Annotated in this window: 20 protein-coding genes; 16 read left to right on the top strand and 4 right to left on the bottom strand. The window is 33.3% G+C overall.

The genetic code is table 11. The annotated features are described in order from the left end of the window. Nucleotides 1–9: 9 nt before the first annotated feature. The 14 genes from eif2g to AAGU07_RS04605 all read left to right on the top strand — a co-directional run bounded on the left by eif2g (nt 10) and on the right by AAGU07_RS04605 (nt 17,712). Nucleotides 10–1,236 carry a translation initiation factor IF-2 subunit gamma gene (eif2g, locus tag AAGU07_RS04670; RefSeq protein ID WP_342458003.1) on the top strand — a complete coding sequence of 409 codons (1,227 nt, stop codon included), beginning with the start codon at nt 10–12 and terminating at the stop codon, nt 1,234–1,236. 30 nt (nt 1,237–1,266) lie between these two features. Then, nucleotides 1,267–1,626 carry a PIN domain-containing protein gene (locus tag AAGU07_RS04665; RefSeq protein ID WP_069582934.1) on the top strand — a complete coding sequence of 120 codons (360 nt, stop codon included), beginning with the start codon at nt 1,267–1,269 and terminating at the stop codon, nt 1,624–1,626. Nucleotides 1,627–1,704: 78 nt separating this feature from the next. Beyond that, complete coding sequence (locus tag AAGU07_RS04660; RefSeq protein ID WP_048080050.1) at nt 1,705–2,229, top strand: inorganic diphosphatase; 525 nt, start codon at nt 1,705–1,707, stop codon at nt 2,227–2,229. Nucleotides 2,230–2,265: 36 nt separating this feature from the next. After that, nucleotides 2,266–2,811, top strand: coding sequence for a DNA-directed RNA polymerase (locus AAGU07_RS04655; RefSeq protein WP_176720190.1), 546 nt, complete (start codon nt 2,266–2,268; stop codon nt 2,809–2,811). After that, nucleotides 2,811–2,993, top strand: coding sequence for a transcription elongation factor subunit Spt4 (gene spt4 / locus AAGU07_RS04650; protein WP_342458002.1), 183 nt, complete (start codon nt 2,811–2,813; stop codon nt 2,991–2,993). The genes AAGU07_RS04655 and spt4 overlap by 1 nt, the downstream gene beginning before the upstream one ends. A gap of 25 nt (nt 2,994–3,018) precedes the next feature. Beyond that, nucleotides 3,019–3,546, top strand: a complete 528-nt coding sequence (locus AAGU07_RS04645) for a DUF359 domain-containing protein (RefSeq protein ID WP_342458001.1) — start codon at nt 3,019–3,021, stop codon at nt 3,544–3,546. 134 nt (nt 3,547–3,680) lie between these two features. After that, on the top strand, nt 3,681–3,989 hold the full coding sequence (locus AAGU07_RS04640; RefSeq protein ID WP_069582930.1) for a 30S ribosomal protein S24e: 309 nt from the start codon (nt 3,681–3,683) through the stop codon (nt 3,987–3,989). Between the two features lie 3 nt (nt 3,990–3,992). Continuing rightward, the gene (locus AAGU07_RS04635) at nt 3,993–4,148 is read left to right on the top strand and encodes a 30S ribosomal protein S27ae (RefSeq protein ID WP_069582929.1); all 156 of its coding nucleotides are present in this window, start codon (nt 3,993–3,995) and stop codon (nt 4,146–4,148) included. A 349-nt stretch (nt 4,149–4,497) separates the two neighbouring features. After that, on the top strand, nt 4,498–5,901 hold the full coding sequence (gene argH, locus AAGU07_RS04630; protein ID WP_342458000.1) for an argininosuccinate lyase: 1,404 nt from the start codon (nt 4,498–4,500) through the stop codon (nt 5,899–5,901). A 460-nt stretch (nt 5,902–6,361) separates the two neighbouring features. Next, nucleotides 6,362–11,071: a PAS domain S-box protein gene (locus AAGU07_RS04625; RefSeq protein ID WP_342457999.1), complete on the top strand. Its 4,710-nt coding sequence runs from the start codon at nt 6,362–6,364 to the stop codon at nt 11,069–11,071. A 48-nt stretch (nt 11,072–11,119) separates the two neighbouring features. Further along, nucleotides 11,120–11,593: a response regulator gene (locus AAGU07_RS04620; protein WP_342457998.1), complete on the top strand. Its 474-nt coding sequence runs from the start codon at nt 11,120–11,122 to the stop codon at nt 11,591–11,593. A gap of 23 nt (nt 11,594–11,616) precedes the next feature. Further along, entirely contained in the window at nt 11,617–13,479 is a 1,863-nt protein-coding gene (locus tag AAGU07_RS04615; RefSeq protein ID WP_342457997.1) for a PAS domain S-box protein, read from the top strand. 466 nt (nt 13,480–13,945) lie between these two features. Beyond that, on the top strand, nt 13,946–17,377 hold the full coding sequence (locus tag AAGU07_RS04610) for a PAS domain S-box protein (RefSeq protein ID WP_342457996.1): 3,432 nt from the start codon (nt 13,946–13,948) through the stop codon (nt 17,375–17,377). A 194-nt stretch (nt 17,378–17,571) separates the two neighbouring features. After that, the gene (locus tag AAGU07_RS04605; RefSeq protein ID WP_157197516.1) at nt 17,572–17,712 is read left to right on the top strand and encodes a DUF3096 domain-containing protein; all 141 of its coding nucleotides are present in this window, start codon (nt 17,572–17,574) and stop codon (nt 17,710–17,712) included. Nucleotides 17,713–17,760: 48 nt separating this feature from the next. Here the strand turns inward: AAGU07_RS04605 and AAGU07_RS04600 are convergent, their stop codons facing one another. Then, a complete protein-coding gene (locus tag AAGU07_RS04600; protein ID WP_342457995.1) occupies nt 17,761–18,780 on the bottom strand; it encodes an ATPase in 1,020 nt (339 codons plus the stop codon). Nucleotides 18,781–19,401: 621 nt separating this feature from the next. Between AAGU07_RS04600 and AAGU07_RS04595 the strand changes: the two genes are divergently transcribed. Further along, nucleotides 19,402–20,028: a DapH/DapD/GlmU-related protein gene (locus AAGU07_RS04595; RefSeq protein ID WP_342457994.1), complete on the top strand. Its 627-nt coding sequence runs from the start codon at nt 19,402–19,404 to the stop codon at nt 20,026–20,028. A 32-nt stretch (nt 20,029–20,060) separates the two neighbouring features. Here AAGU07_RS04595 and AAGU07_RS04590 read toward each other — a convergent pair whose 3' ends face one another. The 3 genes from AAGU07_RS04590 to AAGU07_RS04580 all read right to left on the bottom strand — a co-directional run bounded on the left by AAGU07_RS04590 (nt 20,061) and on the right by AAGU07_RS04580 (nt 22,211). Next, nucleotides 20,061–21,014, bottom strand: coding sequence for an SPFH domain-containing protein (locus AAGU07_RS04590; protein ID WP_069582922.1), 954 nt, complete (start codon nt 21,012–21,014; stop codon nt 20,061–20,063). Between the two features lie 159 nt (nt 21,015–21,173). Continuing rightward, a complete protein-coding gene (locus AAGU07_RS04585; RefSeq protein ID WP_342457993.1) occupies nt 21,174–21,599 on the bottom strand; it encodes an NfeD family protein in 426 nt (141 codons plus the stop codon). A gap of 150 nt (nt 21,600–21,749) precedes the next feature. After that, complete coding sequence (locus tag AAGU07_RS04580; RefSeq protein ID WP_342457992.1) at nt 21,750–22,211, bottom strand: YbhB/YbcL family Raf kinase inhibitor-like protein; 462 nt, start codon at nt 22,209–22,211, stop codon at nt 21,750–21,752. Nucleotides 22,212–23,141: 930 nt separating this feature from the next. On the opposite strand from AAGU07_RS04580, the gene AAGU07_RS04575 reads away from it, so the two are divergent. After that, nucleotides 23,142–23,357 (top strand): histone family protein, encoded by a 216-nt coding sequence (locus AAGU07_RS04575; RefSeq protein WP_069582921.1) that lies wholly within the window; start codon nt 23,142–23,144, stop codon nt 23,355–23,357. The last annotated feature ends 398 nt before the right edge of the window (nt 23,358–23,755 follow it).

The raw sequence follows: 23,755 nt of genomic DNA, 5'->3' as shown, positions 1-23,755 counted from the left end.
GGTGTAATTGTGAAAGTACAATCTGAAGTAAATATAGGGCTCGTAGGACACGTTGACCACGGTAAAACTACACTTACAAAGGCCTTATCAGGTATATGGACCGATACTCACAGTGAAGAAACAAAAAGAGGAATTTCAATAAGATTAGGTTATGCTGACATAACCTTTAGACAGTGTACCGACTGTCCAGAACCTCAATGTTATACCACAGCCCTTGTATGTGAACATTGTGGTAAAGAAACTGAAGTATTGAGGAAAGTGTCATTTGTAGATTCTCCTGGACACGAAACACTCATGGCAACAATGTTATCTGGTGCAGCGATAATGGATGGAGCAGTGTTAGTAATAGCTGCCAACGAACCATGTCCTCAACCGCAAACAAAAGAACACCTTATGGCTTTAGATGTTATAGGGGTCAAAGACGTCATAGTAGTCCAAAATAAAATTGATATAGTCTCTAAAGAAAGAGCTATAGAAAGTTATGATGAAATAAAGGAATTTGTAAAGGGTACCTGTGCAGAAGATGCACCTATAATACCTATATCAGCTCAACAGGGCGCCAATGTAGATATTTTAATTGAAACTATTCAGGAAAGAATTCAAACTCCTGAAAGATTACTCGATAAACCCGCCAAAATGTATGTTGCAAGATCTTTTGATATCAACAAACCTGGTTGTATTCCTGCAAAAATAGATGGTGGAGTTATAGGCGGTTCCTTAGCTCAAGGAAAACTTAAAGTAGGGGATAAACTGGAAATTAAGCCAGGGATTCAGGTTAAAAAGAAAGGAAAAACCTCATGGATGAGCTTACACTCTGAAATCACAGGTTTAGTTGCAGCAGGTAAAGCTGTAGACGAAGTAGGGCCCGGGGGCCTTATAGCTGTTGGTACTAAACTAGATCCAGCATTAACTAAAGCAGATTCTTTATCTGGATCAGTTGCAGGAGAACCAGAGACACTTCCACCAATACTGCATGATTTCGCAATGGCAACTCATCTTCTTGAAAGGGTAGTAGGTACAAAAGAAGAAAGAGTAGTGGAACCTATAAAATCTTCAGAACCACTCATGATTAACATTGGAACAACAACAACAATTGGTGTCGTAACAAGTGCCAGAAAAAACGAAGTGGATGTAAAACTTAAATTACCTGTTTGTGCAGAATCTGGCCAGAGAGTCGCTTTAAGCCGACGTGTTGGTGCAAGATGGAGGTTAATTGGATATGGTATCATCAAATAAACGTGAGGCAGTACTCGACGCAAATTTTTTATGATACCCGCTCAATTTCATGTTGATATTTTAGCAGAACTTGAGCGAATTCTACCAAATTACACATTTATGGTTCCGTCATTTGTTACCCGCGAACTTGAAACTATAAAGAAGAGATCAAAGGGAAAAGACAGAATTGCAGCATCAGTTGCCCTTAAACTAATAGAGTCATCTAATATCAATGTAATTGATGTTGATTTAAAATATAAAGAACGAGTTGACGACGCGTTACTTCGAATATCCAAAGTGTTGTGTACAAATGATCGTGGACTTCAGAAAAGGGCACGAAATAAAGAATTGACTGTTGTATATCTACGTCAGAAGAAATATCTGGCAGTTGAAGGATATTTAGGTTTATAAATTAAATATTTTTATATTAAAATGTTTAAACTCATTTATAATAATAATTTTTTTGGAAAATGTTTGGAGGATTAATATATGAATCTTTGGAAGGATTTAGAACCAGGACCATCAGTTCCAGAAGTAATATATGCTGTAATTGAAATACCAAAGGGATCAAGAAATAAATACGAATATGATAAAGATATGGAAGCCTTTGCACTGGATAGAGTTTTATACTCTCCATTTCATTACCCTGCAGAGTACGGAATAATTCCAAAAACACTTTACGATGATGGTGATCCAATGGATGTTATGGTACTTATGGATCAGCCAACTTTTCCAGGATGTGTAATTGAAACACGACCCATTGGAGTCATGAGGATGATCGATGGTGATGATAAAGATGATAAAATATTAGGAGTACCTGTTAATGATCCAAGGTATAAAGATATTAATGATATCGATGATATTCCTAGTCATCTTTTAGATGAAATTGCACATTTTTTCAAGGAGTATAAAACTCTTGAAGGAAAAGTTACAGAAGTATTAGGATGGGAACATGCTGAAGAAGCATTTGAAGCTGTAAAACATTCTATAGAATTATATAAAAATATGGATTAAATAAATAACCGTACAAGGGGAGTTTAATTGTATTTAATATCAAAAATTGAGGATACTGTAAGAGTTCCACCAACATTATTTGATGAACCACTGGAAGAAATAGCATTTGAACTTCTAAATGAAAATTATGTTGGGATGATTGACAAAAAGCTTGGTTTAATGGTTACAGTAAAAGAGATTGAAGAAATAGGTATCGGCCGAGTTATAATGGGCGACGGTGCAGCATATTATAATGTCACTTTTACAGCACTATTTTTCAAGCCAGAGCTACAGGAAATTGTAGAAGGAGAAGTTATTGAAATAACTGAATTCGGAGCCTTTGTCAGAATGGGACCAATGGATGGTCTGGTACACGTATCACAGGTTACTGATGACTATATAAATTACGATTCAAAGAGAGGAGCATTACTTGGAAAAGAATCCAAAAAGACTCTTGAAGAAGGAGATAAAGTCCGTGCAAGGATTGTAGCTTTAAGTCTTAAAGGAAAATCCTCCAAAGAAACCAAGATCGGTCTTACAATGAGACAACCTGGCCTTGGAAGACCTGAATGGATTGAAAAAGAGAAAAGGAAGAAGAAATAATGGTTACAAAAGCTTGTACAAGATGTCATAGGCTGATGGAAGAGGAAAGATGTGCTATATGCAATATACCATCTTCAAAAAACTGGAGCGGTTTTCTGATAGTACTTGATCCAGAAAATTCAGGTATTGCAAAGGAACTCAGCATAAATCTTCCTGGTGAATATGCCTTAAGAGTCAGATAGTTTTATAAAAGATTCAGGTTAAAATGTGTTAGTACTTAAAGAAGAAAGTAGGGGAATTTTTAAAAAACCATTTGGTAAACTTTACCCTGATTTGTGCGAGGTAGATCGAGATTTTCTTGAAAATCATTTCATAATCTCAATTGGAGATGCTACCACAAATAATATTTTAAATGCAGATATAATACCCAAAATTGGTATTATAGATAATAAAATTGAGAGAGAAATCTCTAAACACCAAATTGAGTATAATGCAATCACTTTAAAGGTTGATAACCCTCCAGGGACAATAACAGATGAACTCTGGGAAACCATCAAAAAAGCTAATCATCTTGCCGCCGCTGAAGAATCTAATGTTCTAATAGTTGTAAATGGTGAGGAAGATTTAGCTGTGATTCCCTGTGTTTTAATGGCCCCTGAAAATGCTGTAATTTTATATGGGCAACCTGGAGAAGGTCTTGTGGTTGTTGAAGCTGATAAAATAAGGGATATGGCAAAAAAAATGCTGGATCACTTTGAAAAAAAGGAGGTTGAAGAAAATACGTCAAAACTGTAAGTTTGGCAATATAAAGAACTTCGTTTTTGCTACGGCAAATTGAAGATTTGTGCTGCCGAAAACCTATGGTTTTGAGAGATTTGACGGTATTTTCTGAAACCCCAAAAAAATTATATATTTTTGGAGGTTAAATAATGGAAATCGAAATTAAAGAAAAAATTGAAAATCCACTTTTAAACAGAACTGAAATACACTTTGACTGCACATACGCTGGAGAAGCTACTCCAAAAACTTTAGATATTAAAAATAAACTTGTCGCACTACTCGATGCAGATAAAAACCTTTTAGTGGTTGATAAAGTTTTACCTAAGTTTGGAGAAGGTAAGGCTGACGGATATGCAAAGATATACGGCACTGAAGAAGATTTAAACAAAATTGAAACTAAACATGTTTTAGCTAAAAATCAGGAACCTCAAGAAGGCGAAGAAGCAGAGGAGGAATAAATAATGAAAAAATGTGACCTTTACGAAGTTAAAGATAACAAACTCATTAGAAAAAACCCTGAGTGTGTAAGATGCTCACACGGTGTTTTCATGGCAGACCATGGAGACAGATACGCATGTGGAAAATGCGGTTACACACAGTGGAAAAACAAAGAATAATATTAAACTACACTCAAAACCCAAAAATATGGGTTTATTTTTACATGCCGCAAAATAAAAACATTCGAAATCTCTGATTTCGATGCATCGAAATTTTTATGAAAATTTCGATAGATTTTGCAGGCTGTTAAAAATTTATATTTTTAACGTTGAAGGAAGCACAGCTTCCTGAACAGCGAAATCTATGATTTCGCATGCCCCGAAAACGAAGCATGCAAAAAACATATGGTTTTTTGCTGCCCTCGAACATGAAATGTTCGGGGCCGAGGAAATTACATTTCCTACGGCATCAAAATTGAAAATTTTAACAGTTTTCGAGGGTTTAATTTATTAAACAGGGTGACATTTCTTGAATTTAAGATCTGGACGACTTAAGGGAAAGATGAGCGATGAAGCTGCATCTTTTACTTCTTCTTTAGAATTTGACAAACGAATTTTCGAAGCTGATATTAAACTCAACACTGCGCATACAACAATGCTTGCAAAACAGGGAATAATACCTTCTGAAATTGCAGATAAGATATTAAAAGCTCTAAATGAACTTAGAAACGAAGGAATTGGGGCTCTTGACCTTGATCCTTCTGTAGAAGATATTCACATGGCTGTGGAAAACTATGTAACTTCTAAAATTGGGGAAGTTGCAGGGTTTATGCATACAGCTAAATCACGGAATGATCAGGTTGCAACGGATCTTAGATTAGTTTTAAAGGAAGAAATTAAAGAAATAGGATTAAATATACTGAAATTTATTGAAGAAATTCTGAATATGGCTGGTGAGCATAAAAAAACTATTTTTGTGGGTTATACTCACCTGCAGCATGCTCAACCTACCACATTTGCACACCACTTGCTTGCGTATGCCAATGCACTGCGAAGGGACTATGAACGTCTTATGGATGCATATAAAAGAGTGGATATGAACCCTCTTGGTTCTGCAGCCTTGACTACTACCAGTTTTCCGATAGATAGGGAAATGACAACTGAGTTACTTGGATTTAGTAGAATTATGGAAAATTCGATAGATGGTGTAAGTTCAAGAGATTTCATAGCAGAAACCGTCTTTTCTCTTTCAATGCTTGCTTCAACTATGAGTAAAATTTGCGAGGAGCTTATACTGTGGAGTACATTTGAATTTGGAGTTGTTGAAATTTCATACGCATATTCATCCACATCATCCATAATGCCTCAAAAAAAGAACCCTGATGTTGCAGAAATTGCAAGGGGAAAGAGTGCAATTCTTACTGGAGAATTGATGACTATTTTGACTATTTTAAAGGCGTTACCTTACAGTTACAATAGAGATTTGCAGGAAATAACTCCTCATCTTTGGAACTCTGTTGATAATGCAAAAGAAATGATGGATATGGTACGTGGCATGTTAACTACCGTCGAGATTAATAAGGAACGCGCAGCGGAACTTGCAAAATCTAATTTTGCAACTGCAACTGAGTTAGCAGATATACTGGTTCGTGAAAAAAACATGCCTTTTAGAACAGCCCATAAAATAGTTGGTCGAATGGTTACAGAAGCTCTTGAGAATAAGGTTTCTCTTGATGATATTGATTCAAACTTTTTAGATAACGTTGCCCATGAAGTGATGGGTAAATCATTAGATCTAAATGATGAGTCAATAAGGAAAGCTCTAGATCCATATGAAAATGTAAAATCAAGGACTGTAATAGGTGGATCTTCTCCTGAAGCAGTTGAGAAAGTTATTGTCAGTTTAAGAACCTTCTTAAATGAAGAAATTTAATTTTCATTTTTTAAATTGATTTTAGAAAATTTAGAGTTAGTATATACTATTTTTTTTGCAATAATGCTGAAAAATATTATTTTTTCTCTAATAATTATTTGTTTTCTTAAATACATACTAATTTTATCAATAACTGAATTTACACACAGTTTAATTTCACAAATTATTTATGGAAAGATATTCCAATTATACATAAATTTTATAGAGATAATGAATACAAAAAAGTTATACTTCTTGGATTTAATTTAGATAAAAAATCTATAAATAAATATTTGGGAGCAAAACCTTTAAAGTCTCTGACTTGGAGGATAAAGCGTCATAGAAAAAGTTAAAATGGATAAATAATGCATTTTAATAACTATCTACTGATTACTGGAAATACTAGTTTTAATCTTATTTTGGTAAAAAATATTTGCAGTTAATTTATGTAATCTACAAAACTTAAATGACAGGATATAACATGAACCCTAAAGAAAAATTCATTAAATCTTTTTTAGGAAATATTGAAGGATGGAAATCTGTTTTAGATTCGTCACCAGATCTTATAACTATTTTAGATACTGAATTCAACGTTATTTGGGCAAATAAACCAATGGTGGAGATATTAAATGCCTCTATGGATCCATGTTCTGGATTAAAATGTTTTGAAGTTGTTCACGGTATTAAATCTCCAATTCATGATTGTCCTCATGCGAAAATGATGCAGGATTGTCATGAGCACAGTCATGAAATAACTGATGAAAATTTAGGCGGCCATTTTCTTGTTACTGCATCCCCCATAAAAAATGATTCTGGAAATGTGCTGGGAAGTGTTCATATTGCCCGTAATATCAATGAGGATAAAAAAGCAAAAGAAAACATTCAAAGATTAGCAAACGTTGTGGAATCCTCAGATGATGCTATTATAACTAAATCATTTGATGGGACCATTATAAGCTGGAATAGGGGAGCAGAACAAATTTACGGTTATTCTGCTAGAGAAGTTATGGGGAAACCCATTTCAATATTGGAACCACCTAGACTTCGCAGAGAAACAAAAAAATTGATTAATAAAATTAAAAATGGAGAAAAAGTTGATCACTACGAGACACTACGGTTAAAAAAAAATGGTGAACTGATAAATATTTCAGTAACACTTTCACCTGTTTTCAGCACTTCTGGAGAACTGGCCGCTATTTCAACTATTGCTAAAGATATAACAGAGAGAAAAAAGGTAGAAAAGCAGAAACAAGAGCTTTTAGAGCGAACACAACAGTTTGCTGAAGAGTTAGAAGTGTTAAATGAAGAATTGCAGGTTACTACCGAGGAGCTTCAAGTTGCCAATGAAGAACTTCAAGCTACAACTGAAGAACTACAGGTTTCCAATGAGGAGCTGCAGGATACCGCAGAAGAACTTCAAGCTGCTAATGAAGAGCTCAGGCAGCAGGGAGATGAACTGCTACAAATTAATAAATCATTACTGGAGAGTGAAAAACGTTTCCGTGCTCTTGCAGACAATATTCCGAACCTTGCATGGATGGCAAATGCAGAAGGATGGATATTCTGGTATAATCAGCAGTGGTACGATTATACTGGTGCAACCCTGGAGGAAATGCAGGGATGGGGTTGGCAGACGGTACATCACCCGGATTACATCGATACAGTAACTGAAGAATGGTCTGTAAGTATTAAGGAAGGAAAGCCATATGATAACATATTTCCTTTAAGAGGTAAAGACGGTAAATATCATTGGTTCCTTACAAGAGTAATACCAATCCGTGATGAACAGGGTAATATCCAGCGCTGGTTTGGTACAAATACAGATATCACTGAACAAAAAAAGGCAGAAGAATTGATTTTATGGAATCAAAGGCGTAATGAACTTTTAGCAGAAATTTCCAGCAGGCTGTTGACAAGTGAAAACCCACAGGATATCATCGATGACCTGTGTTATAAAACCATGGAATTTTTAGAATGCGATGTATTTTTCAATTATTTAGTGGATGAAGAGAAGGGATGCTTACATTTAAATGCTTATTCTGGAATCCCTGAAGAAGAAGCAAAGAGAATTGAATGGTTAGATTATGGAGTAGCTGTCTGTGGATGTGCAGCCCTTGAATCACGCAGAATAATCTCTGAAAATATCCTTGAAACACCAGATACAAGGACAGATTTGGTAAAAGGGTATGGTGTACAGGCATATGCATGTCATCCTTTAATGATTGATGGTTCAAGCATTGGTACACTTTCATTTGGTACGGGGTCACGTACCAAATTTGCCCATGAGGAACTGGATTTAATGAAAGCTGTTGCGGATCAAATTGCAATTGCCATGAATAGGCTCATTTCAAATCGTATTTTAAAAGAAAGTGAAGAAGCTGCTATTCAAGTTAAGAAAGAGTGGGAACATACTTTTGAGGCCGTACCTGATTTAATAGCTATATTGGACACTGAATATAAAGTTGTTCGTGCAAATAAGGCTATGGCAGATAAATTTGGTATAACGCCTGAAGAGTGTGTTGGCATGACTTGTTATGAGATTATCCATGGAACTTGCGAACCACCTTCTTTTTGCCCGCATAAACAATTACTTGGGGATGGAAGTGAGCATACCGAAGAAATCTGTGAAGACAATTTGGGCGGTGATTTTCTTGTAAGTGCTTCACCGCTCTATGATACAGAAGGAAGGCTTCAGGGAAGCGTTCATGTTGCACGTGATATTAACGAGCGTAAAAGAAAGGAAAAAGAACTTTACAGGCTTAATAAAGCATATATGGCACTTGGTAATAGTAGTCAGGCTATGATACGCGCTAAAGATGAATTGGGGTACCTTGAAGATGTATGCCGAATTATTGTGGAAGATTGTGGTCATTCCATGGTATGGGTAGGTTATGCTGATGAAGATGAAGCTAAAACTGTTCGACCAGTAGCATATTCTGGATTTGAAGAAGGGTATCTTGAAACATTAGATATTACGTGGGCAGATACTGAACGCGGCATTGGTCCAACAGGAACTGCCATTCGTACCGGAAAACCAAGTGCCTGTAAAAATATGTATGCAGATCCAAAATTTGGCCCGTGGCGTGAAAATGCAATTGAAAGGGGTTATGCATCTTCACTGGTTCTACCTTTGAAGATGTATGGGAGAGTCTTTGGTGCATTGACTATTTATTCAACAGAACTTGATTCCTTTTCAGATGATGAGGTTAAACTGCTGACAGAAGTAGCTGAAAACCTTGCTTATGGAATAAATGTAATCCGATTGCGTATATCACGTGAGCAAGCCGAGGCTGAATTGAAGGAGGCACGTGATAATCTGGAAATTCAAGTTAAAGAACGTACATTGGAGCTAGAAAAAGCTTATGAGTCTCTGAAATTTGCTAATAATTATAATCGTAGTTTAATCGAGGCTAATCTTGATCCTTTAGTTACTATTGGTCCTGATGGTAAAATTACTGATGTAAATTATTCTACAGAAAGGGTAACTGGATATTCTAGAGATGAGATAATAGGAACTGATTTTTCAGATTATTTCACTGAACCTGAAAAAGCTAGAAATGGATATAAAGAGGTATTTCGAGAAGGTTGGATATTTGATTATCCATTGGAAATTAAAAATAAAGAGGGGAATGTGACTCCTGTTTTATACAATGCATCAGTTTACCGAAATGAAGATGGGGACGTAATCGGCGTTTTTGCTGCTGCACGTGACATTACAGAAATTAAACAGGCAGAAAACGAGATTAAGAGGCAGGCTGAATTAATTAATATTACTCACGATGCTATAATTGTTCGTGATATGGATGGGAAGATTTTATACTGGAATAACGGTGCTGAAAAGATGTATGGTTGGACTCAAAGAGAAGCTTTGGATAATATCGTTTATGAACTGCTTCAAACTGAATTTCCTGAACCTTTAGAGGATATAGATAAACATATATCCACTAAAAATCAATGGAACGGTGAATTAGTACGTACCAAACATGACGGCACCAAAATCACTGTATCAAGCAGGTGGGTATTGGAACGGGATGAAAATGGAGATCCGAATTCTGTTTTGATGACTGATACAGATATTACTGATCGTAAAAAAATGGAAGAAGAGCTTGAATCTGCAGGTAAATATAACCGTAATCTAATTGAAACCAGTTTAGACCCATTTGTTACTATTGGTCCCGATGGGAAGATTACCGATGTAAATGGCGCTACAGAGGCAGTTACTGGTCGCGCTCGAGATGAACTTATTGGTACTGATTTTTCAGATTATTTCACTGAACCTGAAAAAGCAAGGGAAGGATACAAGCAGGTGTTTAAAGATAGGTGGATAATTGATTATCCCCTTGAGATCAAGCATAAAAAGGGACACATAACTCCTGTTTTATATAACGCTTCAGTCTATGAAGATGAATCTGGAAATGTAATCGGTGTTTTTGCAGCAGCACGTGATATAACTGAACGTAAAAAAGCTGAAAAACTGTTAAAACTGAAAATAGAAGAGCTTGCCCGTTCAAATGCAGAACTGGAGCAGTTTGCTTATGTGTCATCCCACGATTTACAGGAACCTTTAAGGATGATTGGAAGTTATTTGCAGCTTTTACAAAGGAGATATTACGGCGAACTTGATGATAAAGCTGATAAATACATTGATTTTGCAGTAGACGGCGCTTCACGTATGCAGAATTTAATAAATGATCTTTTAGAATTCTCTAGAGTGACCACGAGGGCCAAAGAATTTGAATCCACCGACTGTGAATTGGTTTTAAATCAAGTTTTATCTAATTTGGAAATATCTATAAAAGAAAGTGGGGCTGTTATATCTCATGATCATTTACCAACTATAATGGTTGATTCTACTCAGTTAGCTCAGGTATTCCAGAATTTAATCAGCAATGCTATAAAATTCCACAGTGAAAAAACACCAAAAATTACTATTTCAGCTCGAAAAGAAGATGACAACTGGGTATTTTCAGTTGCTGACAATGGAATTGGAATTGATCCAAAACACGGTGAAAGGATCTTTGAAGTTTTCAAAAGATTACATAAACGAAGAGATTATCCTGGAACAGGAATTGGGCTTTCAATTTGTAAAAAAATAGTAGAACGGCATGGAGGATATATGTGGGTAGAATCAGAACCGGCTAAAGGTTCTATTTTTTATTTCATTCTACCTGTAGACAATATCAAAAATTAGTAATTTTAATATATTTAAAATTTTTCTATTTACAAAAAGGTGTTATAAATGACAATTAAACAAGATGTAACGACAAATCAGACAGTTAAACAAATAGAAATTCTTTTAGTAGAAGATAATGAAGGCGATGTCGGACTGGTAGAAGAAGTTTTCCAGGAAGCAAAAATTATGAATAATCTTAATATTGCAGAAGATGGGGAAGAAGCTATGTTATTTTTACATAAGAAAGGAAAGTTTTCAAATGTTTCAAGTCCAGATATAATACTTTTAGATTTGAATTTGCCTGGAAAAGATGGACGTGAAGTTCTTAAAGAAATAAAAGAAGATAATAAGCTTAAAAGAATACCTGTAGTTATTTTAACCACTTCTAAAGCGGAGGAAGATATACTTAAATCATATAATCTTCATGCTAATTCATATATAACCAAACCTGTTGATTTTGATCAATTTATAAGAGTAATTAAGTCTATAGAAAATTTCTGGCTGGATATAGTAAAGTTACCTTCAAAGGGCAATGCTTAGTCATGGAAGGATGGTTTAAACCTATGGATAACACTGAAACTATTAAAATACTACTCTTTGAAGATAATCCTGGAGATACTGGCTTAATTGAGTTTATGCTTGAGGAATCTACTGATTTTTCATATGAACTTAAAAACGTTGAAACATTAAATGAAGGCCTGAAATCCCTTAAATTCCATTCATTTGATGTAATATTGTTAGATCTTGGCCTTCCAGATAGTGATGGTATTGAAACGTTTATTGAGGTAAATAAAAAATGTCATGAAACTCCTATTATAATTTTAACTGGATTAACTGATGGGAAGACTGGAATTAATGCGGTTAAGATGGGCGCTCAAGATTATCTTGTTAAGGGACAGGTAGAAAGTACGTTGTTAGAACGTTCTATTAAATATTCAATTGAACGTAAAAAAGCTGAAGAGAAAATTCAGATATTTGCAAATATTGTTGAGTCATCTGACGATGCTATCATAACTAAATCCTTTGACGGTACTGTTATAAGCTGGAATAATGGAGCAGAACGGATTTATGGATATGCAGCTGATGAAATAATCGGAAAATCTATTTCTATCTTAGAATCAGATATCTTTAATGGAGAAACAAAAAGATTAATTGAAAAGATTAAAGATGGAGAAAGAATCCGACATTATGAGACTTTAAGGCTGAGAAAAGATAACAGTTTGATTAATGTTTCAATAACACTTTCCCCAGTTTTTGATACTTCAGGAGAGCTTGTTGCTATTTCAACTATTGGTCGAGATATAACTGAACGAAAAAGGGCAGAAGAAGAGCTTAAACTGGCAAATATGTATAATCGTAGTTTGATCGAAGCTAGTTTAGATCCTCTGGTTACTATTGGCCCTGATGGAAAGATTAATGATGTAAATTATTCTACCGAGTTAATCACGGGTTATTCTAGGGATGAACTTATTGGCACTGATTTTTCAGATTATTTTACTGAACCTGAAAAGGCTAGAGAAGTTTACCAGCAGGTTTTTCAGGATGAAAAAGTGTTTAACTACGCGCTTGAAATCAAACATAGAAAAGGACATATAACTCCGGTTTTATATAATTCATCGGTCTATCGTGATGAGTCTGATGATATCATCGGTGTTTTTGCTGCTGCACGTGATATCACAGAAAGAAAACAAGCAGAAGAGAAACTTAAGGAGATCATAGAAGAACTTGAACGTTCTAATTATGAATTACAGCAGTTTGCATATATCACCTCCCATGACCTTCAGGAGCCGCTTAGAACCATTGCCAGTTATACTCAATTAATTGAAAGACGCTACAGAAATAAACTGGATGATGATGCCGATGAATTCATTGATTTTATAGTTGAGGCTGCCGTACGTATGAAGGATATGATCCAGGGTTTACTTTATTATTCTCGTGTTGGTACAAAGGGGGGAGAATTGAAGTCAACGAATACTGAAGAACTTCTTGAGATAGTTTTGTATAATTTAAATGCTGCAATTAAAGAGAATAACGTTACAGTTACTCATGATAAGCTTCCTGCAGTTGTTGCAGACGAAGGTCAGCTTATTCAGCTTTTTCAAAATTTAATTAGCAATGCTATAAAGTTTAAAAAGGACGATGCATATCCTAGAGTCCATATTTCTGCCTTTGGAGGCGAAAATGAATATATTTTTTCAGTTGCAGATAATGGAATAGGAATAGAACCTCAGTACTTTAACAGAATATTTGAAGTGTTTAAAAGGTTGCATACCAGTGTTGAATACGAAGGAACTGGAATTGGATTATCCATTTCTAAACGAATTATCGAAAGGCACGGCGGTAGAATGTGGGTGGAATCAGAAGCAGGTAGTGGTTCTATCTTTTATTTTACGATACCATTCATTACTGAATCTATTAAATCTTAAGTTTAAATACATGGGTTTTGAAGTCTTAATATGATTAAAATTAAATCATATCATAATCTTAGAAGTATAGGTTGTTTATTTTTTAATTATATGTCTTCTATGAATTGTAATGTCTGTAAAATATCTAGTTAATTTTATAATTATCTGTATTTTTTATTTTATATCTTTTAACTTTTTTAGAATTTATAATAGGGGATTGATTTGGAATATATCTATTTTAATTTATAATTTGTGTAAATGAGCGAGTTTAAATTTAAATTTAAATATTATTTACCCTTTTATAAGATATTTAAGAAATTTGGTTATAATATTTATACAATGGCCTAAATTAATAAGATTTAATTTATAAATAGTATTATAAATATTTTTAATCCGGTTAAATAAAAAAACATAACTATAATGATTTAATAGAGATATACCATATGAATTTTAATTTAATGGAAAGTAAGTAGAAAGGGGTAATTCCATGTCAAAAATATTGATTGTGGAAGATGAAGGAATTACAGCTTTAAATATTAAGAACCTGTTAGAAAATTGGGGATATGAAAACCCTTTAATTGTGCTGTCTATTAAAAATATCTTTCAAGAGGTAGCAGAGTATAAACCTGATTTAATTTTAATGGATATTAACCTCAATGAAGATATAGATGGAATTGAAATTGCAAAGCAATTACAAAATGATTTTGATATTCCAGTTATATACTTAACAGCCCACAGCGATGAAATACTGGTTGAAAGGGCTAAATTAACAGAACATTATGGATATATTATCAAACCATTTAACGATGAAGAATTGAGAATAACTATATATCATGCTCTTTACAGGCATAAGATGGAAATGAAATTGAAGATAGCCAATAAAAGTCTGCAAATTGAATTAGAAAAGAAAGAAAGCATTCAAGAAGAGCTTAAAAAGAGTGAAGAGAAGTTTAGGGGTATTGTAGAGCAGTCCTATGATGGTATAGCTCTTATTGATGAAAATGGATCAATAATTGAGTGGAATCATGGAATGGAGAAAATTACGGGGTTTAAAGGAGAGTATATTCTTGGAAAAAAGATGTGGAACATGCCTGATGAGTTATACATTGAAAAAAATTCTCATAACCCGTATAATCACTTTGAAAAGGATATAATTGAATTCGGTGATTGTAAAAATCACAAATTATCCGGTAAATTATTTGAAGGAACGATTAAAAATGCAGATGGTTCAAAAAAAGTTGTACAGGTAAGGCATTTTCTTATCAAAGCAAATAATAGAAGTATAGTTGTAGGTATAGTGCATGACGTTACAGAACAAAAAAGGATGGAAGAAAACTTCAAACACAAAGTGTTTGAGGTCCTTGAATACTTTGTATTCGGGGCCGAGGAAATTACATTTCCTACGGCATCAAAAGCAAAGTCTTTGCTTTTGAAAGAACTTAAAATCGCAAAGACTAACTTAGAGTTAAAAGTTAAGGAACGGACTCGAGAACTTATAAAATCTAATGAGGAATTAAAAAAGGAAATTATTGAGCGTAAAAATACTGAAAAGGCCCTTACAAAATCAAGAAACTTTCTGGATAAAATTATAAACTCGATTGCTGACCCTGTTTTTGTTAAAGATAAACGGCATCGGTGGATACTTTTAAATGATGCTTTCTGTAAATTAATGGGATACCCTCGGGAAGAACTTTTAGGAAAATCGGATTATGACTTTTTACCTGCACATGAAGCAAGTATCTTCTGGGATAAAGACGAAGAAGTGTTTAAAACAGGTATTGAAAATGTAAATGAAGAAGAAGTTACAGATTCTGAAGGTAAAGTGCATACTTTAGTCACTAAAAAGACTTTATACTCGGATGATTCTGGAGAAAAGTATCTTGTAGCTGTTATTAGGGATGTTACTGAGCTTAAAGAGGCTGAAAATGCAATTAAAAAGTCAGAATCTTATTATAAAGCCATATTTGAGAATACTGGAGCGGCGACATTTATTGTTGAAGAAGATACCATTATATCTCTTGTGAATGCAGAGTTTGAAAAGATTTGTGGATACTCAAAAGAGGAAATAGAAGGTATAAAAAGCTGGAAAGAATTTGTAGCTCCTGAGTATCTAAAAAAAATGGAAGAATACCATAATTTCAGACGAATTAATCAGAATATGCCTCCAAAAAAATATGAATTCAAATTTGTTGACAGGTATGGTAATATTAAAAATGTTTTAACAACTATGGATGTGATATCTGGGACTAAAAAAAGTTTAGCATCTCTTCTGGACATTACTGATAAAAAAACAGCTATAGATGCCCTGCGTGAAAGTGAAGCTCGACTTAAAATTGCTATGGATATGGCTAAGTTAGTACATTGGGAATATGATGTTGATTTGGATTTATATACTTTTGATAATCAATTTTATAGGTTGTATGGTACTACTGTGGACCGTGAGGGTGGATCTCAGATGTCTTCTAAGGAATATGCCAAAAGGTTCTTGCCTCCTGAAGAGTCCCATATGGTAGTAGAAGGCATAGCTGAAACTTTAGAAACGGACAATCCTCATTTTTCTAAAAAATCTGAACACTCAATCGTAAGGGCTGATGGTGAAAAACGTTTTATATTGGTCCGTTGTGAGATTGTAAAAGACGCAGAAGGTCGAACCATTAAAACTTACGGCGTGAATCAGGATATTACAGAACTTAAAATGGCTGAAAAAGAAATTGAGAAAAACCTTAAAAAATTGGATACGCTTAACCGGGTAATTATAACTGCAAACAGTTCTGATAATCTTCAATCACTTTTAAAAGATATTTTAAGTCTTGTTTTGGAATTTATGGGTTTTGAAGCAGGTGGAATATATTTAATTGATTTTAAAACGGAAATAGCTAAATTGGAACATTTTAAAGAAGATTCAAAGGGCCCAGTAGATGCTGTTGAGGTTATTAAAATTAATGAATATCCTTTCAATCAGGTTTATGTAGAAGGCATGTCACTATTTGTAAACAATTTTGATGCAATTCCCATTGAAAATTTAAAACCAGGAATTTTTAAATCACTTGCTGTAGTTCCTATATATTCAAAAGAAAAAATTATAGGATCCTTTAATATTTTAAGCAAAAATGAGCATTATTTCACTCAAAAAGAAAAAGATATCATTAATTCTATAGGGCGGGAAATAGGAAGTACAATTTCTAAGCTGGTCACTGAAGAAAAAATGAAGAAATTAATAACAGAATTAAAGCGTTCCAATGATGAACTTCGTCAGTTTGCCTACATTACTTCTCATGACCTTCAAGAGCCACTTAGAACCATTGCAAGCTTCACTCAACTTTTAGAGCGGCGTTATAAAAATAAACTTGACAGCGATGCTGATGAGTTCATTGATTATATAGTTGAAGCATCAATACGAATGAAACAGATGATTCTTGATTTACTTGAATATTCACGGTTGACAAGGGTAGAAAAAAAATGTGAACCATTAAAAATTGAGGATATGCTTCTTGATATTTTTGATAATTTAAATCTCCTGATTATGGAGAATAAAGCTCAAATTACCTATGAAAACCTTCCTACCGTGTTTGCAGATGAAAGTCAACTCTTTAGAGTATTCCAAAATCTAATTGAAAATGCTATAAAATTTAAAAAAGAAAATGAAGACCCTCAGATACATATTTCCACTTATTTTGATGAAAAAAATAAAGAACATGTTTTCAGCGTGTCTGATAATGGCATTGGAATTGAAGAGCAGTATTTTAAACGTATTTTTACTCTCTTTCAGAGGTTACATACTCGAGAAGAATATGAAGGAACTGGAATTGGATTATCAATCTCTAAAAGAATCATTGAAAATCACGGCGGTAAAATGTGGGTTGAATCAGAATATGGTAATGGGGCGACGTTTTATTTTACTATCAAGAATAAATCTTAAAAATATTATTTGGATATAACTCCTTCTTTTAATATTTGAATTTACATTAAGCCCTAAGTATATCTTAACGTTTTAATTTTTCATCTTTGAGTTTATGATTGAAACAAACCATTTATTGTAAAAATTCTTTGGGTTAAAGTTCTGACTATTTATTAATAAAAGTTATATATGATCTAATAACAAATATAATAGTCATGAAATCCGATGCAAAACCTCAGATACTTGGAATAATAGCGATAATCTTTGGTATACTTATACTGATATTCCCACCGCTTCTCAGTTATCTAGTTGGGATTTTCCTCATAGCTTACGGAATATTAGAAGTCATTAAATAACTTGGAAACCTTAGACACGGTATCTATTCTATTTTTTTATTTTTAAAATTATTTGATCTTCATTATCATCTCAAGGGCTTCGCCTGGTTCTAATATCCCGGCACGTGTTTCCCTTAACACTCTTTGTATAGAAAATTTTCTCATGTGGGGATATTTTTTATGTACTTCATTTATAAGTGGGCAGCCGTAGCCTCCTTTTCTATAAACATCATATTTGGAAGCCAATTTTTTTATTTCACCCTTTGTAGCAGAAAGCATTGCAGGTAAATTTATTTTTATAAGATCTTCGCCTAAAACTATGGATTGATTTCCAGTTGATAGAAGATCTCCATAGATTAAAAATTCCATTTTATTTTCTTTTGCATAATCTAAAACAGCCCCTTCAATAACTTTGGAACATCTTCCGCAGGGGTGGAATCTACCTTCAAGGGAATCATTAATAATGTCATCAATTTCGACGTTGATATATACATGTTTTACATTAAGTTTAGCACTTAAAGCTTCCACATTTTTTTGAAAATATCGTGGGAGAATTATATTTCCGGGGTTAACAGTAACTGCAATGGGGTTAAATCCCATAAACTTAGATATGATAAGCGAAAAGCTGCTGTCTACTCCTCCAGACAGTGCTACCACTGCTCTGTTATTTTCAGACTCTTTAACATTCCAATCCTTTAAAACAGTATCAAAATCAGTTATATTTTCAATTCTCTGGTTTAAAAGATGATACAAATTTTCAAGTGGATTAGGATCTGCTAATTTTACAGTTTTTAATATTTCATCTAACTTCTCAAGTGTTAACTTCATTTTATATTCTTTAAGTAATATATCTGGATAAGCTTCTACGTGAATGGAGTTAATATTCAGTTCTTCTTTAAGTTTCCCAACAACCCATCCACCTTTTCCTATTACTACGGATTTTTCAGGCCTATCTGCAGTTATAATTAGCATAATACCAGTATTTTCATCAAATATTATATCTTTAATGGCAGGTTTCACATTCTCATGGCCTATTTCTTCCCTTATCCTGCATATACGGTTTATTATGTTCTCTTTTTCAAATTTCAAGCTTGCCCTCCTGTAATGTACGTATCAGATTAAGTTTAAATATGTCCAGATAATTTTGTTTAACTTATTTAATACACTGATACTTTATAAATGTGTAAAATGAATCTATCAAAGATGAGTATAAATCTATAAATGAAAAAATATCCTGCTTAACTAACTTTGATTAATATGAAAAATTTTATAAAACCTTTTTTATTAAAATAAGCTTAAAAAACCTGTTTTAATAAATTATAAATTTATTTAGATGCTTTTTTATATAATTATTATACTATTAGATATTTGACAGCATAATAAAAATCATTTATTATATATTTATATAATAGTTATGATAAATATTTAATTCCCTAGAAATTGCAGGTCCTCGAACCAAAAATTTTCAGTATATCATTTATTTTGACATTTCAATAATTTTATCCTAGTTTACTGGTCTTATTTGTACAAAATATAGAATGCAGCTATCTTTTTAAAGCATAAAACGTTTAAGTTTTTATGTTTAAATCATGTATTTTTTGTATAACATTGAACTAAGAGCCTGCAAACAATATTTAAGTGAATAAACTGATTACGGGTGTAAATTTACAGACTGAGAGTTCGCTATATTCGTAGTAAGGAGGAACAATTATGCCAATATTTAAAGATTTACGTGGGAAGGGCTTAAAAAGTATCTTTTTAGGGTCTCCAAATGAAAATTTTGGAATTCAAAATAGTGCAACAATTGGGTTAAGCTATAGGCGAGGAAGTAAATCTCCAGTAATTGGCAAAAATTCTGTCATCCGTTCAAATACAGTTATATATGACGATGTTAAGATTGGCAGTAATTTTAAAACAGGACATAATGTTTTAATTAGAGAAAAAACCACCATAGGTAATGATGTTCTTGTGGGAACCAATACAGTTGTGGAAGGAAACTGTAAGATAGGGAGTAATGTAAGTATACAATCAAATGTTTATGTCCCCACAGATTCTTTAATAGAAGATTACGTATTTATCGGGCCATGTGCCTGCTTTACTAATGATAGGTACCCTATAAGGGTTGATTATGATCTTAAAGGTCCAGTTATAAGACATGGAGCTTCAATTGGAGCGAATTCAACATTTTTATCTGGCGTTGAAGTAGGAGAAGGAGCTATGGTTGCAGCAGGTGCAATTGTAACCCGTGATGTTCCTCCATTTTATCTTGCAATAGGTGCTCCAGCGAGGTTAAGACCTCTTCCACCGCAGTTCAATGTTTTAAATAAAATAAAATAAACAATCAGGATAATAGATTATCCTGGCACTTTTTAAATATCTGTTTTTACTTTTACTTTCATAGGCTGTATTTCTTTATCTTCTTTATCTTTTTCTTTGAAGAGTTCGGAAATACCTGCTATTGATCCTAAAACTCCTGAAGTTTCAAGAGGCAGGAATATTTTTGTTGCTTTTCCATCTGCAACCTTTTGAAGCGCTTCCATGTATTTAATAGCTAAAAGGTCGTTTGTAGGATTTCCTTCATGTATTGCTCCGTATACTGTAAGTATTGCCTTTGCTTCACCTTCTGCAATTGCAATTTCTTGATATTTATCCGCGTCTGCAACTGCTTTAATAGCTTCAGCTTTACCTTGAGCTTCAAGAATAGCTGCTTGTTTATCCCCTTCTGCTTTTTTAATTTCAGATTGTTTATACCCTTCAGCTTCTAGAATGGCGGCTCTTTTCATCCTTTCAGCTTTCATCTGCTTGGACATGGCCTCTACAATATCTTTTGGAGGTTCAATTTTTTGAATTTCAACACGAACAACCCGTGTACCCCATTTATCAGTTGCGAGATCTAAAACTTCTCTTAGCTGGGAATTTATCTGCTCGCGAGAAGTTAGTGTTTGGTCAAGCTCTAAGTCACCAATTATATTCCTTAAATTTGTTTGTGCAAGTTTAGTAATGGCTTGATAAAAATTAACGACATTATAAACTGCATTAAATGGATCTACAACTTCATAAAAGATTACACAGTCCACGACAACAACTGTGTTATCTTTGGTTATAACTTCCTGTGGAGGAACATCTACAACCTGTTCCCTTAAATCAACTTTTCTAATGGTCTCTACAAATGGAAAGACTATTACAAGTCCGCTTTCAACAGTTCGGTTGTATTTACCAAGTCTTTCAACGACCCCTTTTTCATAAGGCCTTAAAATTTTGACACCTTTAAATGCCACAACCAGTAAGACCAGAATAATTAAAATTGCCAAAAATAAATCCATTTTAACTCTCCTTTCTATTTTTTTAAGTGTGTACAATATTCATGTTAAAATAATGGATTAGTACTTATTAATCTTTTGATCAGTGTATTGATTTCGTGATATGGTGAATTCTAACAATAAAATAATCTTTTTGTAAAGAAATTAAACTAGTTGCATGGTTTATGCTGCAGGTTTCACAATGAGTTTCACGCCTTCTATTTTTTCAACTAAAATAGAGGTTCCTTCTTTTATTTCCTGATCAGATATTGCTCTCCATGTATCTCCACTAATTCTTACAACTCCTCCATTTTTTAAAGATATATCTTCAATTACTACTCCTTTTTCACCTATTAACCTGTCTGAAGCTGCTTTTTTAGTGGGCATGCCTTGTGTAATTTTTTTAGCAAAAGGTCTTGATAGGGCAAGAAGAATTATGGATACTAAAATAAATGCAATAAATTGAGTAGTTTCAGAAAATCCAAGGTAACTGAGAACTGCAGCCACTGATGCTCCAACTCCAAACCATAAAATGAAAAATCCGGCGGTTATCAATTCTCCAATAAAACATATAGCTGCTATTAAAATCCATATTTGTAAGCTCATCATAAGAATGCCTCTTTTAAATGATTATTATATGGAATTTAATCTCAAACAATATAAAAATAGCTATTTTTTAAGATATACTAAATTTTTAGGATTATTCAAAGATAGTGTATGCTCAAAATAAATAAAAAAATTTAATTAAAAATTAGATAATTATCTCCCATAAATCCCCATTAATTGCCCTTCATCCAGAACATTTTCGTTTAAAGCTCTTAAAAATTCTTTTCTATTAGCTCCTGGGCTTAGATTTAAAGTGGTATCCAGTGCATAAATTCTGAAAAAATATCTATGTTTTTCCCCTTCGGGAGGACATGGGCCGCCATAACCTGCGTATCCAAAGTCATTTATTCCCTGCGTCATACCGTTTGAAAGTTTTTCTTCATTTTTTATTCCTGCCGAAAGTTCCATCACACTGGGAAGTATATTAAAAATGATCCAGTGAGTCCAGGTTCCCCTTGGTGCATCTGGGTCTTCACATAAAATAGCAAAACTCATGGTGCGTTCAGGCAGTGAATCCCATCTAAGCGGGGGTGAGATATTTTTATCGTCGCAGGTGTGCATGGTTGGTATTATATCTCCTTCCTCAAAAACATCACTCATAAGATTGATTCCCATATTATTTCCCCCTAATTAGTTTATTGTTTATAAACTTCCATTAATTCTCCTTTATTTAGTATATGGCCTTGAATAGCATCTAAAAACTGGTCTTTACCTACTCCATTTTCTAGATCTAATAGTGAGTCCAGTGCATAAATTCTAAAAACATATCTGTATTCTTCACCTTCAGGTGGACATGGGCCATTATAACTTATTTTACCAAACTGTTTTTTGCTTCCTTTGTTCCTTTTGGTAATCCTCTTAAATCTGCAAATCCGGTTAATAACTCTAGGGTATCTCCAGGTATGTTGAATATAATCTCGTGAATAAATTTCTTATCATGTTTATAGATGTCTTCGCATAGAATTGCAAAATTTTTTAAGTCATCTGATTTGTAATTCTATGAAATGGTGGAGAAATATTCTCACTATCACATGTGTACTGTTTTTTTTTATTTGTTCTCCTTTACAAAACCAATGCTTTGAAGTAAAAGTCTCATGGATATATCTCCGGATCTTATCATAATTATTGAGCTGATATCTAATATTATTTTGTAAATAATTAGTATTAAATACACCCTGCATATACACTAAATGTGTACTAAATTTGGTATTATCATTCCTATTTTTAAAATGATTAAGTTCTACTCTCTAAATTAATAATAGCATATATTTTTTAGAAATTATTACTTAAAAAACCTTATTTACACTTTTTTTTCAAGATGAAACCTTTGCTTTGAAGTTCATTTTGACCTTGAAATTAGCCATGATTTTCAAATATGATATTAGATTTTTTTTACAATCCTCATCAAAAACTGAAAGTGAGTTACCGCACGTCTTTGATTATGGATTTAATTGAAGTCACAATTCAAATAAGAATTATGTAAACTCAATAAAATCGACAAATTTAAATACTATGGAGTACTAATAAAAGAATGAGGTGATATGTATGACTGAATTACCAATTGCTCCAGTTGGAAGAATCATAAAAAATGCTGGTGCTCAAAGAATAAGTGATGATGCAAGGGACGAGTTAACAAAAGTATTGGAAGAAATGGGTGAAGAAATAGCTTCAGAAGCTGTTAAACTTGCAAAACACGCTGGAAGAAAAACAGTTAAAGCATCAGACATTGAATTAGCTGTCAGAACAAGAGTAAAAATGTAATTTTCTTTTTTTACTTTAACTTTTTTTTATTTTTAGAATTGCATACTTTTTAGGTGTTTTTTATTATAGTTTGATCCTAAATTATGAATACGTGTGGCTGTTAAATTTAAATTTTGATCTTTAATCAGCACGGCAAATTTTTATATATTATCTTTATAAAAATAGTAATTAGAAAATTTATTGTTTCAGTTGAAAATAGAGATGATAATTTGATTTAAGGTTAAACTTGATTAATTGAGATGTGTTTTTGATCAATCCTTTTTTAAAGCCCTCGAAAATCTCAGATTTTCGGGCATTTTAAAAAGTTGATTTGAAAATTTATTGTTTCAGTTGAAAATTAGGGATGATATCTTCGTTTAAGGTAAAATCTGATTATTAATATAAACTAATTTTGGTGA

Source organism: Methanobacterium sp. (assembly GCF_038562635.1).
Classification (GTDB): Archaea; Methanobacteriota; Methanobacteria; order Methanobacteriales; family Methanobacteriaceae; genus Methanobacterium_D.
This window is presented reverse-complemented; position numbering and strand designations above follow the sequence as displayed.